Raw genomic sequence first — 15,658 nt, forward strand, 5'->3', positions numbered from 1 at the left:
GGAACAACCAACTTTTGAAGATGGAGTGCCATAAGAGAAATCTTACACGTCGAAAGGCGAAATGGAGGATTCTTTTATGACAAACAGGCTCATAAGTATGGCGGGACTCACCGCCGACAAAGCCAAGGAGCTTCAGGAGCAATTCGGTAAAAACGAGTTTACCCCACCAAGGAAGGAGAGCTTTCTCAGAAAGACGCTTCATATCGATGTTTTTGCTGCTGCTGGTGGCGGCAGCCATCTACTTTGTGCTGGGCGAGCCAAGGGACGGCATGATCATGCTTATCTTCGTGGTGGGCATGATCAGCATCAACGTGATTCAGGAATGGAAAACTGACAAAACACTGAACGCCATGAAAGAACTATCCGCACCGCATGTTACGGTCATCCGGGACGGAAAGGAACAGACCGTTGTCAGCGCCGACCTCGTTCCCGGGGATCTCATGATGATTTGCGAAGGGGTGAAGATTCCTGCAGACGGCGTGGTGGTCAAATGTGCCGACCTGTGCGTGGATGAATCTTCCCTCACCGGCGAGGCCGAGGGTGTGTGGAAAGTGACGGGGGAAAATGCGGAACCTTCAGTCGATTACTGGAGGAAAGACTACTGCTACGCCGGCACTCTGGTCATCCAGGGCACGGCCATTGTGCGGGTGGAAAAGATTGGCGCATCCACGGAATACGGTAAAATTGGCAAAAAAGCATTCCCTTGTGCGCAAGCTCCCCAGCGTGGAGACGCTGGGCGTGGTATCGGTACTATGTGTGGATAAGACCGGTACCATTACTATGAACCAGATGACCGTTCAGGATATTTGGGTCGCTTTCGGAGACGAACAGAATCTGGTGGAGATCATGGGACTGGGCTGCGAGACCGATACCTATGATCCCATGGAGAAGGCGATGCTTGCCTATTGCGAGGCTCACGGTATATCCCGGGAGCACCTCTTTGAAGAAAGCGGCTTTCTTACAGAGTATGCCTTTACCAACGAACTGAAAATGATGGGTCATGTCTGGCGACATGACGGCGAAATCCTGATTGCCGCCAAGGGCAGTCCTGAGCGCATCTTTACTGTTTGCGATCTGACCGATGAACAGCGTGGGGAGGCGGAACGCAGAAATCTGGAGCTTTCCGGCCAGGGCCTGAGAGTTATCGCCATCGCTACGGCCAAGCTGGCTGGCGAAGCAGCGATTCCGGCTTCCATTACCGACTGCCGCCTGACCCTGCTGGGGCTGGTGGGCCTTGCTGATCCGCCGCGTGAGGGAGTGAAGGAGGACATCGCCGTCTGTAACCGGGCAGGCATCCGTGTAGTAATGATTACTGGGGACAACGGTATCACCGCCTCGGCTATCGCTAAAAAATCGGTTGGCCTCACGGCGACGACATCATCACCGGCGATAGGCTTAACGCCATGAGCGACGAGGAGCTGCGGGAGGCCGTCAAGACTTCTTCCATCTTCTCCCGCGTTGTGCCAGAACACAAAATGCGTATCGTCAAGGCATTCAAGGAAAACGGTGAAATCGTGGCCATGACCGGCGACGGCGTCAACGATGCGCCCGCCCTCAAGCACGCCGATATTGGTATCGCCATGGGCAAGCGGGGCAGCCAAGTGAGCCGCGAGGCCGCCGACCTTATCCTGCTTGACGATAACTTCACCACTATTGTAGAGACCGTGAAGGACGGGCGCCGCATCTATGACAATATCCGCAAAGCGGTGGGTTACGTCTTTACCATCCATATTCCGATTGCCCTCGCATCCCTACTGGCCCCATTCCTCGGTATCGCCCCTGCTGCGCTATTACTCCTGCCGTTCCATGTGGTACTGCTGGAAGTTCTCATTGATCCCACCTGCTCCATCGTACTGGAGCGCCAGCCTGCCGAAACCGATATCATGGAACGCCGCCCCCGCGACCCGAAAGCCAAGCTGCTCACCGGCGGTTTGCTGGGCAAAAGCGTACTGCAAGGCTTGGCCGTGTTCGCAGCCTCATTTGGTGCATATCTCACGGTGCTGGCGGGCAACCCCGACAATGCTCCCGCGGCCCGCTCCATGGGGCTTGCCATTGTCATGCTGGCGAATTTGTTCTTGGTACAGGTTAACAGCTCTGACCACGACTTCGCATTCCAGTCTCTCCGCCGCCTTGCCAAAGACGGAGTGATGTGGGCGGTCAACATCGGCACACTGGTGTTGCTGGGCCTTATCCTGTACACGCCGCTCTCCGGTATTTTAAAGCTTGTTGCGCTGCCCATGCCCTCGCTGCTGACTGCTTTGGGTCTGGCCGCTGTGTCGGTGCTGTGGTACGAGCTGGTAAAGCTGGTGAGCAAACTAACCAAACGGGGGAATATTCCCCATAATACAGAAGGAGCTCAGCCGACTTAAGTCAGGTTATACCAAAGGATGATTCGAAATCACTCATGCAGGTTTGAATCCTGCCCTCTCCGGCAACAAGAAAAGGCATAATTTCTCCTAAAGGGGAATTATGCCTTTTTTATTATAGGCTGATGCTCCTGGTCACCGGCCAGGCAGATTCGGCTTAGGATATACCCTTTTTCGACTGAAGGTTTCCGTAATAACACCGGAGAAAATCAACCCAAAGGCAATGGAGCCGGCGATGAGAAGGGTGATGGTGCCTAAACGGACTCCTTCCGTATAATTGTTTTCAATAAATTGCCGGATGGTATCATAGGCCATCCCTCCGGGAACCAGAGGAATGATGCCGGAGATGCTAAAGACCGTAACCGGCATTTTGTACCGTCGCGCAAGGATTTGACTGACGGTAGCGACACTGAAGGCGGCAAACAAAGTGGCGGTGATGATATTTATTTTCATATTCACCGTAAGGGTTACAAAGATAGCCCAGCCCAGCATCCCCACGAGGCCGCCGGTGAGGAGACTTTTACGAGGAACATTAAACAATACTCCAAAAGCCATGGTGGCAAAAAAACTTGCATAAAGTGCGGTCCAATTCATCAATGCGACTCCTTCCTATAACAAGGTAAAAGGGACAGGCTTATTGTCCCCCATTTTCCTACATTAGCACAGCTAAAACCACCGCTACTCCAGTACCGATGGCAAAGGCTGTTAAGAAAGCTTCAGTTCCACGGGCAAGTCCTGCGACAAGGTCCCCGGCCATCAGATCACGGACAGCATTCGTGATGATCACACCGGGCACTAAAGGCATGACCGATCCAATAATGACTTTGTCGATCTGAATATCAATACCGAGATAATAGAAAAAATAAGCAATAAAGCCGATGGTAAAGGCAGCAAAGATTTCGGAGAAGAACTTTACTGCAATGCGGCGATTGGATTTGGCATAGAGTAAAAACCCCAATCCACCAGCCGCCACCGAGGGCAAGAAGTCAATCATGGTTCCTCCGAAGGCCAGACTGAAAAAGCCGCTGGCCAGAGCCGCCGCGATGAGCTGCAGCCAGAAGGGGTAAAGAAAGCCGGATTTTTCGATAGTTAAAAGAGCGTCATAGGCCTGCTGAATGGTAAGCTCCTTCTCGCTTAATTTGCGGGAGATTTCATTGACACTGACGATTTTATTCAAATCAATTTGACGCTCATAGATTCTCAGAAACTTAGTCTGCTCCTGATCCCTCTCCTGGCCCTGAAGGGATAAGAAAATTCCTGTGGGTGTAACATAGCTATGAGCTTCAGGAACCGCACAAGTGCGGGCAATACGGTTCATCGTATCTTCGATCCGATAGATCTCCGCCCCGCTTTGCAGCATGATTTTACCGGCCAGAAGGCAGACCTCCATGATTTCCCCAATGGTTGAGTTCACTTGATTTCCTCCTATGTAGAAGCGGCGAATTCATGTTGAACCATGGATTAGCTGCTCTATGAATTCCATACACTTTGGATTAAGGAATTTATTCCATACAATGATAGCACAAATTCAGGAGAACCTACAAAATAGAATAGTGATTAATCAGTAAGTATAAAAATGAACAACTTAGTGAAGGTGAGCGTAAGTGGTAAAAGAGTGCCTAAAAAGAAAATAAAATATTTAAAAAAGTAATTGAATCATTATACATATAAATGTATAATTATTAAAATGATAATGAGGAGGTATCGGTGTGAAAGTAGGAATTATCGGAGCCACAGGGTATACAGGTCAAGAGCTGGCGCGTTTACTCCAAAATCACCCTGAAATAGAATTAGCATACTTAGGCTCCTCCAGTAATAGCGGAGCAGTCTATGAGGAAATGTTCCCACAGTTTTCAGGGTTAAGGTCTAGTCAAGGTATGGGGTCAGGGTTAGGAACAGGGAAGCTGGATAATGAGCAGGTGCCGGACTTGGACGTTTTGTTCTGCGCCCTTCCTCATGGACTTACAGCAGACCGAACTGCCCAATGGCTGAACCGAGGCATTAAAGTCATCGATTTGGGAGCAGATTTTCGCCTCAAGGATGCAACAGTTTATGAAAATTGGTATAAAGCAAAGCATCCTGCTAAAGAGCTGATTCCTGGAGCAGTCTATGGTCTTCCGGAATTGTATCGGGATAAAATTGTGGGAAAAGCCCTCATAGCCAACCCCGGCTGCTATCCCACAGCCACCCTCTTAGCTTTGGCTCCACTACTCCAAAAAGGGCTGCTGCAGAAAGATGGGCTGATTATCGATGCCAAATCCGGAGTTTCCGGAGCGGGACGTGGTGTTACTTTGGGAAACCATTTCAGTGAAGTCAATGAGAATTTTAAAGCCTACGGAGTAGCCAGCCATCGCCACACACCGGAGATTGAGCAGCAATTAACGGAGGCAGCAGGGTCAGAACTCCTGGTTAATTTTACCCCTCATCTTGTGCCTATGATTCGGGGAATCCTTGCCACCATCTATGCCCAGGTTACACCCGGCGTCACAGAGGCCGACCTTAAAGCCTGCTGGCAGGAGCAGTATGAGGGAGAGGAGTTTGTGCATATTCTTCCGGAGGGAATCTGGCCACAAACAAAATTCGCTTCAGGAAGCAATCACAGTTTTCTCCAGCTTAAAGTGGATTCACGGACCGGGCGGGCTATCCTGATCTCCGCACTGGATAATTTGGTCAAAGGAGCCTCTGGGCAGGCCATTCAAAATATGAATCTGATCTGTGGACTGCCGGAGGATATGGGGCTTAAAATGAGAGGACTTTGGCCATAAATAAGTTCATTCATTCAGTTTGGACCTATTAAATAATAAAGGTAGTGAGTTAAATGGATAAAACAACTCAAAGTACAGAAAGCATATGCGAATCCCAACCCAAGTGGTCCTGGATTCAGGGAGGGATTGCCGCTCCTCAGGGATTCCGGGCAGCGGGAGTCAAGGCGGGGGTTAAATATCCGGATAAATACGATGTGGCCTTGGTTTATTCCGAGGTGCCGGCTCAAGCTGCGGGAGTGTTTACCCGCAATAAGGTGAAAGCTCATCCCTTGCTTCTGACCAAGAAACATTTGGAGAATGGCGTGGCTCAGGCTATGGTGGCTAACAGCGGTAACGCCAATGCCTGTGTGGGAAAACCGGGAGATGAGGCCGCCTGGGCTATGGCTGTGAAGACTGCAGAAGTACTGGGAATTGCCGCCGAAGATGTGCTTGTGGCTTCCACCGGGGTCATCGGTGTGGAATTGCCTGTAGAGCGTGTTACCAAAGGGATCGGGGCGGCTTCTCTGGAGATCTCAAAGAAAATCTCCCTAGAGGAAGTGCTGCAGAATTCCCATCAGGCAGCGTTGGCCATTATGACCACCGACACCGTAGTTAAAGAGGCAGCTTGTGAATTGCTCACAGAGAATGGAAAAGTCCGCCTGGGAGCTATGGCTAAAGGCTCCGGAATGATCCATCCCAATATGGGTACTATGCTGGGCTTTATCACCACGGATGCCACAATTCCTGCCCCCGATCTGCAGGAACTCTTAAGTGAAGCGGTAGAAGAAAGTTTTAATATGGTGACAGTGGATGGGGATACCAGCACCAACGATATGGTATTGGTTCTTGCCAACGGAAAGTCGGGGATCACCTTAAATTCCGGAGAGTGGGCGGAGTTTCGCCGGATGTTTTTGGCCGTATGCAAGAAGCTGGCTCAGGACATCGCCCGGGATGGGGAAGGAGCGACCAAATTTCTGGAAGTCCAGGCTTTTGGGGCAGCTACAGTGGAGGATGCCCGTAAGATCGCTAAAAGCATTTGCGGCTCCAGTTTGGTCAAGACAGCTCTCTATGGCGAGGATGCCAACTGGGGAAGAATCCTTGCCGCCGCAGGGTATTCCGGAGCGGAGTTCGATCCCGATCAAGTAGAGATCTATATGGGTCATGTCTTAGTAGCCAAGGAAGGTCAGGGAGTTAATTTCTCCGAAGAGGAAGCCAAGAAGGTCCTCATCAAGAAGGATGTGACCATCAAGCTTCTGCTTCAAGAAGGGCAAGCCCAGGCCACGGCCTGGGGGTGTGACCTGACCCATGATTATGTCACCATTAATGGAGATTATCGGACTTGAATGAAGGCCGGGGCCGGGGTTTCAAAGAGGGGGTTTTTGCTCTCCGGCCTCTACCTTCCGACCTCAAGAAAGGGGATATGGAGATGACTCCTCTAGATAAAGGCCTGGATAAAGCCAGAGTGCTCATTGAGGCACTGCCTTATATTCAGAAATTTGCCGGCAAAACAATGGTCATTAAATATGGCGGTCATGCTATGCTTGAGCAGGACCTCAAGGAAAAAGTCATGCTGGATATTCTGCTTCTGCACTCCGTCGGGATTCGTCCGGTAGTAGTCCATGGGGGGGGTCCTGAGATCAATTCAATGTTGACCAGAGTCGGAAAAGAAAGCCATTTTGTGCGAGGGCTGAGGGTCACCGATAAAGAAACTATGGAAATCGCCTCCATGGTCTTGGTGGGAAAGCTCAACACAGAAATCATTTCCTTGCTCAACCGTTTCGGCGGCAAAGCTGTAGGATTATCAGGAAAAGATGCTCAGTTACTCCAAGCAGTTAAGAAGCCCATGAAGTTTCAGAATTTCCAAGGGGAATTGGAGGATGTGGATTTGGGCTTTGTAGGAGAGATCGAGCAGGTTCGTCCGGAAATAGTTACCTCTCTCGTGGAACAAGGCTATATTCCTGTTATCTCACCGGTGGCCGGCGGTGAGGATGGGGAATCCTATAATATCAACGCCGATACAGCCGCCGGGGAAATTGCCAAAGCCTTGAAAGCCGATAGATTTCTTCTACTCACCGATGTGCCAGGGGTTCTTAGGGATATGGAGAATAAAGATTCCCTGCTTTCCGTGATCAAGAAAGATGAGATCTCGGGGCTGATTGATTTGGGTGTGATTAGCGGAGGAATGATTCCCAAAGTAGAATGTGCCCGGGCAGCCCTGCAAGGGGGGGTGGGAAGTGTTCATATCCTCGATGGACGAATCCCTCACGCTATTCTTTTAGAACTCTTTACGGATGGCGGAATTGGAACGATGTTTAATTCTTGAGATCAAAGGACTTTTTAGAAGGGGGAGGTAAAATATGTTCGAAAAGACCCATGCCATGATTCAACGGGGTCAAGAGGTAGTGATGAATACCTATGGCCGTCTGCCCATGGCCATTGTCAAGGGGAAGGGCTCTATCGTTTGGGATATTGAAGGTAAGCAGTATTTGGACTTTGTCACAGGCTTAGCGGTCAGCTCGCTGGGTCATAGCCATCCGGCGGTGGTGGAGGCCATTCAAAAGCAGGCTGAGGAGATAGTGCATACCTCCAACCTCTATTGGATTCCTAATCAAATCGCCCTGGCGGAAAAATTAGTGGAACACTCCTTTGCCGACAAGATTTTTTTCTGCAACAGCGGCGCCGAAGCCAATGAAGCAGCCATAAAATTAGCTCGAAAATACGCCAAAGAGCATTATAGCGAGGATAAATATGAAATCCTGACTCTGGTCAACTCCTTCCATGGTCGGACTTTAGCCACATTGACGGCTACCGGGCAGACCAAATACCAAGAAGGGTATGCACCTTTGCCGGAAGGATTCACTTATGTGCCCATCAATGACCTGGCGCAGCTGGAAGAGAAAATGAGCCCTAAGGTGGCAGCCGTAATGCTGGAGCCTATTCAGGGGGAAGGCGGGGTATTTCCCTTAGAGGTGGAATTCTTAGCAAAAGCCCGCAAGCTTTGCGATGATTACGGGGCACTTCTTATCTTTGATGAAGTTCAAGTGGGCTTAGGGAGAACCGGCAAGCTTTTTGCCTATGAATGGAGCAATGTGGCCCCGGATATTATGACCTTAGCTAAAGCCTTGGGGGGCGGGGTGCCCATCGGGGCCATGCTGACTAAGGAAGAAGTTGCCTCCACCTTTAAGCCCGGAGATCATGCCTCAACCTTCGGGGGGAACCCCCTGGCTACAGCCGTAGGCTGTGCTGTAATGGATGTGATCACCGAGGAAGGATTCCTGGAAGATGTTCTAAAACGGGCACAGTATTTTAAGCTGAAGCTGCAAAAGCTGGCAGACAAATACCAAACCGGCACAGAGATCCGAGGACAGGGCTTTATCCTTGGCTGGCCTCTTGACCGCTCAGGAGCGGAGATTGTGGAAGGAGCCAGAGAAAAAGGCCTGCTGATTAATTTTGTGGGAGGAAAAGCCCTAAGATTTTTACCCCCTCTCAATGTTTCTTATCAAGAAATAGATGGGGCCATCACCATTCTCGATCAGGTTTTTGCTGAGTGTTGGTAAAGTGAGGCAAGGGGATGGTTCTTTTACTTCCTTCTAAATCCAAAAGATTAACTCGAATAAGATTATAGTAAAAGGAGAGTCCTCTCTTACTACCCCTGTAGGGTAGTAAGAGAGGACTCTCCTTTTGGGTTTCATCTCCTTTTGCCATTCCTTCAATATTTAGCGAATCTTTAAACTTCTGTCTTGTAATTAGATGTACAATTGGTATAAATATGGAATTTTATATTCCATACCTCGTCTGATAATAAATCATATTATAGGGGGAAATATCTTGAAGAGTATCAAAACGAGACTTTCTTTATTCTTTGGTGTTATTATTCTATTTATTTGTGCCGGTATCGGAATGATATCCTATTCGGCAGCCTCTCATTCAGTGTCGGATAACATTGATCAATCCTTGCTGCAACTAGCAGATGAAGGAGCAAAAACGATCAAAGCTCGGGTAGACGTACAACTCAATGCTATGGCGGCAGTGGCCGAAAGTGATCTTGTTATTAATGATCAATTAACAGTAGAACAAAAGTTAAATCAGTTAAGTCGAGAAATTAAGCGAAGCGGCTATCAGAAAATAGGGATTGGCAACTTGAAAGGCCAAGTAACTCTAAGCGACGGATCAGTGATAGAAGTGGCAGACCGCAATTATTTTAAAAAGGCTTTGGCAGGGGAGGGCGCTGTTTCCGACCCAGTAGTAGGGAAAGCGAGTAAAGCCTTAATTGTTACATATGCGGTGCCGATAAAGGATGAGGCTGGAAAAGTAAAGGGTGTCGTGATTGCGACTCGCGACGGAAATGAATTAAGTGCTATGACCGATGATATCAAGTTTGGGGAAAGCGGACAAGCTTATATGATTAATAATAGCGGAATCGTTGTCGCCCATAAGGACAAGGATTTGGTAATGAATATGACCAATTTCTCCGATCTGGCTAAAGCCGATGAGTCTCTGAGAGGTTTGGCTGCCCTCCACGAAAAGATGATCCAGGGAGAAAAGGGAGTCGGCGAATATACTTATCAGAATATTACCCGATATATGGGATTTATGCCGATAGAGGGGACGGACTGGGCTCTTGCCATTACAGCTCCAAAATCAGAAGTAATGGCAAAAGTCGATGAACTGGCAAAGAACATATTGCTTATCTCCGTTGTATTTCTTGTCCTGGGTATAGTTTTAACCTATTGGATTGCTTCTAAAATTTCCAGTCCATTGAAAGCGGTTTCGGAATATTTGAATACTGTAGCCACTGGCGATTTTACCCAAGAGGTTTCGGAAAAGCTACTTAAGATGAAAGATGAAACAGGACTCCTTGGCAATGCTATGAAAACGATGCGTGAATCGATCATAACTATTGTGGGAGAAGTTAAGGAAAAGTCTGTTCATATGAATGAAGTGCTTTCATCGATCAATGCCAGTATGGAGCGTCTAAATCATTCCATAGAAAATGTCTCGGCCACTACGGAGGAATTATCAGCGGGGTCAGAGGAAACGGCAGCGGCAACAGAAGAGATGAATGCGACATCGACGCAAATGGAAGGGGCTGCGGAAACAGTGGCTTCCAAATCTCAGGAAACCTTGATAACGGTGGGAACCGTAAAAGCTATGGCAGAGGAAATGAAAAAGAAAGCCATGTCTTCAAGCAGCAGTGCAATGGAAATTTACACGAAAACAAAAGGTGACCTGCAAGAGGCTATCGAAAAATCCGGGATAGTATCCCAAATCAATGAACTGTCCGAATCAATCCTGGCCATAACGTCCCAGACAAATTTATTAGCCCTTAATGCTGCCATAGAAGCCGCCAGAGCCGGTGAAGCGGGAAAAGGGTTCTCAGTGGTAGCAGAGGAAATCCGTAAACTGGCTGAGAGCTCCAATAATGCAGTCGCGAGAATTCAGGATGTCACGAAAGTCATTGTAGAGGCTGTAAAAGACTTAACCGTCAGCTCGGGGGAAATCTTAGAATTCGTAGATAAGAAAGTGCTGGCTGATTATAGCTATCTTGTTGAATCCAGCGAACAGTATAGCCAGAGTTCTTCCAGTATTGATGCTATGATGAATGAGATTAGTGTAACCTCAGAAGAACTTTTGGCATCAGTACAGAATATGGTTCAGGCCATTCAGGGGATTTCCCAGGCTTCAAATGATGCGGCACATGGGGCGTCTAATATTGCCGGTGAAGCAATGGATATTACTCAAATGACCAATGAAGTCATCCAACTGGCCCAGTCTGCAAAAGATAACTCTAAGTCCCTTAACGAGAGTATTTCCCGCTTTGAAATATGATGAGAGCCATAAACCTTTAGCGAATCTTTAAACACTTACTTTGATAAATAATGTACAATATGATTAAAGCACAGTGATCAAGTGCTTATATTAATTTTCGATTAGAGCTCAATCGAAAACCAAATTAGGTTGGGGGAAACTGTATGAACAAGAGATTTAAGAAAATAATTTCTTTGTTAATCTGCTTAGCGATGCTATTTACACTGACAGCATGCTCGAGCTCAACGAATACACCAAAGGAAACTCCAAAAAGAACAAGCGATGGGTTAAGCTTTACTCCAGGAACCTATGCGGCTGAAGCTCCTGGACGTAATGGAATCTTAAAATTAGAAGTAACGGTAGATGAAAGTAGAATTCTTTCTGTGAAGGTTTTAGAACATAGTGAAACGGCAATGTTAAGTGATGCTCCGATTCAACAGATTCCACAAAAGATTGTGGAAGGGCAAACCTTAAAGGTTGATACAATTGCCGGAGCTTCCTTGACCAGTGGTGCGATTTTGGCAGCTGCTAAAGAAGCGCTGACCAAAGCGGGTGGAGATATTAACAAGTTGATGCAAGGAGTCGAAAAGGAAAAGATCCAAGTACAGGATGCTGAGACAGATATCGTGGTTGTCGGTGCCGGTGCAGCGGGGATGATTGCCGCCATTAAAGCATCCGCTTTAGGTAAAGATGTTATCCTCGTGGAAAAGATGGGTATGCTGGGTGGTGGCGATACTATGATGGCTTCTACTTTGCTTAATGCAGCAGGTTCAAGCGTTCAAAAGGAATTAAGCATCCCCAACAGCTCAGCCGAAGATTTCTACAAACAATTGGATGGTATTGCCACCCAAAAGAACATGCCTGCGGATCGGACCACCCTGAAGACCTATGCCGATCGCAGCGGAGCGATGGTTGATTGGCTCGTCGATTTGGGTGTACCCTTCGGTAGAATCACCAATACCTTCCAACACAAAATTAAAGATGGCAGTGCACCGGGTACCCATATTGTCGCCGCCTTATCTAAGGAATTGGACGCAAAGAAAGTCGATTATCGCTTAAACACTAAGGCTACCTCAATCATCATGGAAGATGGTAAGGCAACGGGAATCGAAATAGAGACTCCCGATGGCAATTATAAGATTAAGGCGAAGGCTGTCATCGTAACGACCGGTGGTTTCTCCAATAATCCGGAACTCCTCGCCAAGTATAATCCCACCTGGCTTAATCGACCCACCACGGGCTCTGCTTCTTTGACCGGTGATGGAATCATCATGGCCGAAAAGGTCGGTGCAGCCCTTTATAATATGGATCAAGTCAAAGCCAATTATCTTGCTCATGTTTTAGAGGATGGGTCAGCGGTATCTCTCACGGCAATTAACAACCATACCGTGCTGGTTAATCATGATGGCAAACGCTTTGTCAATGAAGACCATGGCTCCATTAACTACAAGTCTGAGCAAATGATGATGCAGAAGGGTCATGAAGCCTACGCTATCTTCGACCAAACTGTCATTGAAGATCTCAAGCTAATGAAGGGATACAACGATTCCGGTTATTTCATCTCTGCTGATACTCTTGAAGGATTAGCTGATAAGATCGATGTCAATAAAGAAAACTTCCTTAAGACGATGAAGGATTACCAATCTTATACAATTAATGGTGAGGATAAGGAATTTGGCCGGAAAATTTCTGATCCCATTGATAAGCCCAAATACTATGCTGCTTTAGTCACACCTTCTATGCAAAGCACTTACGGTGGGATTAAAGTGGATGAGACTGGACATGTCATCAGTACAGAAGGTAAAGTCATTCCGGGCCTCTATGCCGCAGGAGCAACTTCCGGTCATGGTGCCGCTGCTGGAGAAGTTGGATACGCACTCATTGTTGCTGTTGTATTCGGTGATGTAGTAGGGGAACAGGCTGCAACAGATATTAAGTAATCTTTGCAAGGGAAAATAGGAATCACTTTAACTAACTAAGATAAAATGCACATAAACAATCTCTATAGACGATGAAACCTCTAAAACTATCGTAAATAGTTTTAGAGGTTTTGTTTCACTAATGTCCTTCGACTTGTTCCAGGGGTAGTATCACGATGAAAGTCGAGCCTTTGTCCGCCTCACTCTCCACACGGATCTCACCCTGGTGGGCTTTCACGATTTCGAAAGCGATGGAAAGGCCCAGACCTGAGGATTCAATGTTGCTCCCTTGTTTGCTGTAATAATAGCGACCAAAGATTTTGGGCAAATCCTCTGAATCGATGCCAAGGCCTGTGTCGCAGATTTCAATGACGGCATTTGGCCCTTCACTACGAAGGATAAGGGTTATTGATCCGTTTTCGGAAGTAAATTTTAAAGCATTTGACATAAGGTTTTCCAGCACTTGCTTGAGACGAAAGGCATCTCCTGTAACGCAGACATCCTTTTCGATTTGGCTGGATAATGCAATGCCTTTCCGCTGAGCCATAGTCTGGGAACCTTCGAGGACGGTAGCGCAAAGAGAATCCAATCGCACACGAAATTGATTAAAGGTAATGCCTCCTTCCTCCAACTTGGAAATGAGGAGTAAGTCTTCTGTTAGGCGACCGAGATAATCCAGTTGATTTTTGAGAACAGTGAGTGTGGCTGCATTTCTTTCGTCAGAGAGCTCTATCATTTCTGCTGAACCTTGGGCATTAAAGATGGGAGTGCGCAGATCATGAAAAATGTTAGCAGTCATACTGTGCTTTTTTCTTTGCTCTTCCAGTATTTTTTGGTTAGCCTTTTCGAGTTCCTGAGTACGAAGCAAGACTTTGGCGTCCAAGTGGGCATTTGCTTCTTCGAGTTTAACCACCAGTTTATCTACCTCGTCAAATTTTCGAGCGAATCGGCTATTAATCACAAACATACATGAAAAGGCAAAGATCATGCCGCTGAATTGGGGGATATAGTAATAAAACATGGATATGGCAGGAAGAAAGTAACCAAGCTCCACAAAGCGGAAAAAGACACGTAAGCCTTCGCGTATGGCAGTCCCGATGAGTAGGATGTAGGCATCCGGTCTCTTCTTCGCACAGCCGGCTATAACCGCATAAGCGGAGGGCAGAGCGAGGGAATAGGCTATATGCTCAAACAAATTGTTTAGCCCCAAGGAATTGAGGAGAATCAGCATAAAAGTAAGGGCAGTGATTCCCGGCCCTCGTACCAGCAGATTCCACTTCCCAGGAAGGTGAATATCCATTAGCACAAAGCAGAGTGCAACAGAAAAGACGATGCGAAATATTCGTACCAAATCCGTCAGAGAACGAAATTCTAAAAGAATAAAATTCGAATTGGATAAAGCGGAGATTAGAGCAGTCAATGCCAGTGCCATAAGCAGGAGCAGATATTTTTCGCTGGGCTTTTTGATATAGAGGGATAGACTGTAGATAACGATGAGTAGATAGATACCTAAGGTGAGCATGCTCAACCCATAAGCCAATAACATATCTTTCTCGGCGTTTTCATGCGTGGCCAGCATAATCTTGGTTGCAAAGGAATGGCGAGGGAGTTGAAGATCAAGGTCTATGTTTAAAGTTTTATCTTCATCCACGTTGTCCCTGGGTAGAGGGATTTGGTGCACTCTTTGGTAGAAAGTATGGCTATCATAAGAATAGGTAAGGGCACCATCCATATGTACTTGCACGGATTTAAAATCGGAGAACACCAGAACGAGTTCAGGTACTTCTTTGGGTATGTGAAGATGAAGGGAAAGTTGGCTTTCCTCGATCGGTTGATTCTTCGGGCTAGAAACGATGTAACTGCGTTCTGCTATATCCTCAGGAATAACTGAACCCGAGTAGAATATTGGAGTTTGGCTGGTTAGATAGCCTGGGACCAGAAAGGATAGCATAAAAATCATGACGAACATGACCAAAGGAAGGGTGAACTTGCGCATAGGAGAAACCTCCATTAAAATAAGGCTGAAGTACAAATATAAAGTTTCACAATCGTCTTGGAAAGACTATCAGGACGGAATACTATAAGAAGGTGATATCCATGCATCGCATTTTGCTAGTTGAAGATGATCCTACGATTGCCGAGATCATTCAGTTTTATCTTGCGAAAAACCAAGAATATCACGTTCAATGGGTGAAAAATGCCCAGGAGGCGTTGAGCGCAGCCAATGAGCAGGTCGGTGCAATTTTGCTTGATATTCGTTTACCGGGAATGGATGGCATGGAAATCTGTGCTCAACTCCGGCGAAGACTCTATTGTCCAATCATATTCATTAGCTGTCTTGATGATGAGGAAACCATTGTTAAGGCCTTGCGTCTGGGTGGCGATGATTATTTGGTTAAGCCATTTAAGTGCCCGGTTTTGCTGGCTCGTATTGAAGCGAATTTAAGGCGTATGCAACGGAGTAATCCTCGCGTTGAGGACATGCTCTATAGTGGGGAGCTGGCTCTTAATACCAATACCCATACCGTTCAAAAGGGAAACGATAGGGTGTATCTATCCCCAACGGAATTTCAAATTCTTTACTTCTTGATGAGAAACAAAGGGATTGTCTTAGAGCTGGAAGAAATCTATTACTTCATATGGCAGCGTCCCAGTTACGGGGATGTGCGAACAGTATGTGTCCATGTTAGTAACCTACGAAAAAAGATTGAAGAGGATCCCTTAAAGCCCAAATACATTAAGACTGTGCGTAAAATTGGCTATATGTTTAATGACTAATCTTATTAGTACATTTTTTTGCTTCATAGTCAATATGTATCGG

10 protein-coding genes and 1 pseudogene are annotated in these 15,658 nt (G+C 47.0%); 8 read left to right on the plus strand and 3 right to left on the minus strand.

Going from position 1 to position 15,658, the window contains the following annotated elements:
* Positions 1 to 76 precede the first annotated feature (76 nt).
* Positions 77 to 2,369, plus strand: a pseudogene (locus DESPCE1_RS21700) (cation-translocating P-type ATPase).
* 132 nt (positions 2,370 to 2,501) lie between these two features.
* Here the strand turns inward: DESPCE1_RS21700 and DESPCE1_RS0103100 are convergent.
* Together DESPCE1_RS0103100 and DESPCE1_RS0103105 are read right to left on the minus strand one after the other, a co-directional pair.
* Entirely contained in the window at positions 2,502 to 2,960 is a 459-nt protein-coding gene (locus DESPCE1_RS0103100) for a threonine/serine exporter family protein (RefSeq protein ID WP_014792580.1), read from the minus strand.
* Positions 2,961 to 3,018: 58 nt separating this feature from the next.
* Positions 3,019 to 3,780 (minus strand): threonine/serine exporter family protein, encoded by a 762-nt coding sequence (locus DESPCE1_RS0103105; RefSeq protein WP_019849440.1) that lies wholly within the window; start codon positions 3,778 to 3,780, stop codon positions 3,019 to 3,021.
* Positions 3,781 to 4,075: 295 nt separating this feature from the next.
* Between DESPCE1_RS0103105 and argC the strand changes: the two genes are divergently transcribed.
* From argC to DESPCE1_RS0103135, 6 genes are all read left to right on the plus strand, one after another.
* Positions 4,076 to 5,131, plus strand: a complete 1,056-nt coding sequence (argC, locus tag DESPCE1_RS0103110) for an N-acetyl-gamma-glutamyl-phosphate reductase (RefSeq protein WP_019849441.1) — start codon at positions 4,076 to 4,078, stop codon at positions 5,129 to 5,131.
* 53 nt (positions 5,132 to 5,184) lie between these two features.
* Positions 5,185 to 6,453 (plus strand): bifunctional glutamate N-acetyltransferase/amino-acid acetyltransferase ArgJ, encoded by a 1,269-nt coding sequence (argJ, locus tag DESPCE1_RS0103115; RefSeq protein ID WP_019849442.1) that lies wholly within the window; start codon positions 5,185 to 5,187, stop codon positions 6,451 to 6,453.
* An 83-nt stretch (positions 6,454 to 6,536) separates the two neighbouring features.
* Positions 6,537 to 7,433 carry an acetylglutamate kinase gene (argB, locus tag DESPCE1_RS0103120; RefSeq protein ID WP_028305439.1) on the plus strand — a complete coding sequence of 299 codons (897 nt, stop codon included), beginning with the start codon at positions 6,537 to 6,539 and terminating at the stop codon, positions 7,431 to 7,433.
* A gap of 34 nt (positions 7,434 to 7,467) precedes the next feature.
* Positions 7,468 to 8,667, plus strand: coding sequence for an aspartate aminotransferase family protein (locus tag DESPCE1_RS0103125; protein WP_014792585.1), 1,200 nt, complete (start codon positions 7,468 to 7,470; stop codon positions 8,665 to 8,667).
* Positions 8,668 to 8,938: 271 nt separating this feature from the next.
* Positions 8,939 to 10,939: a methyl-accepting chemotaxis protein gene (locus DESPCE1_RS0103130; RefSeq protein WP_014792586.1), complete on the plus strand. Its 2,001-nt coding sequence runs from the start codon at positions 8,939 to 8,941 to the stop codon at positions 10,937 to 10,939.
* Between the two features lie 143 nt (positions 10,940 to 11,082).
* Positions 11,083 to 12,858, plus strand: coding sequence for an FAD-binding protein (locus DESPCE1_RS0103135; protein WP_019849443.1), 1,776 nt, complete (start codon positions 11,083 to 11,085; stop codon positions 12,856 to 12,858).
* Positions 12,859 to 12,976: 118 nt separating this feature from the next.
* On the opposite strand, the gene DESPCE1_RS0103140 is transcribed toward DESPCE1_RS0103135, so the two are convergent.
* Positions 12,977 to 14,833: a sensor histidine kinase KdpD gene (locus DESPCE1_RS0103140; RefSeq protein WP_019849444.1), complete on the minus strand. Its 1,857-nt coding sequence runs from the start codon at positions 14,831 to 14,833 to the stop codon at positions 12,977 to 12,979.
* A 101-nt stretch (positions 14,834 to 14,934) separates the two neighbouring features.
* Between DESPCE1_RS0103140 and DESPCE1_RS0103145 the strand changes: the two genes are divergently transcribed.
* Complete coding sequence (locus DESPCE1_RS0103145; protein WP_014792589.1) at positions 14,935 to 15,615, plus strand: response regulator transcription factor; 681 nt, start codon at positions 14,935 to 14,937, stop codon at positions 15,613 to 15,615.
* Positions 15,616 to 15,658 lie beyond the last annotated feature (43 nt).

The organism is Desulfitobacterium sp. PCE1, assembly GCF_000384015.1.
Lineage (GTDB): Bacteria > Bacillota > Desulfitobacteriia > Desulfitobacteriales > Desulfitobacteriaceae > Desulfitobacterium > Desulfitobacterium dehalogenans.

What these genes read in the sequence shown, in the direction of transcription:
- DESPCE1_RS0103100 (WP_014792580.1), bottom strand. Translation starts at nt 2,960, where the DNA reads ATGAATTGGACCGCACTTTATGCAAGTTTTTTTGCCACCATGGCTTTT.
- argJ (WP_019849442.1), top strand. Translation starts at nt 5,185, where the DNA reads ATGGATAAAACAACTCAAAGTACAGAAAGCATATGCGAATCCCAACCC.
- argB (WP_028305439.1), top strand. Translation starts at nt 6,537, where the DNA reads ATGACTCCTCTAGATAAAGGCCTGGATAAAGCCAGAGTGCTCATTGAG.
- DESPCE1_RS0103125 (WP_014792585.1), top strand. Translation starts at nt 7,468, where the DNA reads ATGTTCGAAAAGACCCATGCCATGATTCAACGGGGTCAAGAGGTAGTG.
- DESPCE1_RS0103135 (WP_019849443.1), top strand. Translation starts at nt 11,083, where the DNA reads ATGAACAAGAGATTTAAGAAAATAATTTCTTTGTTAATCTGCTTAGCG.
- DESPCE1_RS0103140 (WP_019849444.1), bottom strand. Translation starts at nt 14,833, where the DNA reads ATGCGCAAGTTCACCCTTCCTTTGGTCATGTTCGTCATGATTTTTATG.
- DESPCE1_RS0103145 (WP_014792589.1), top strand. Translation starts at nt 14,935, where the DNA reads ATGCATCGCATTTTGCTAGTTGAAGATGATCCTACGATTGCCGAGATC.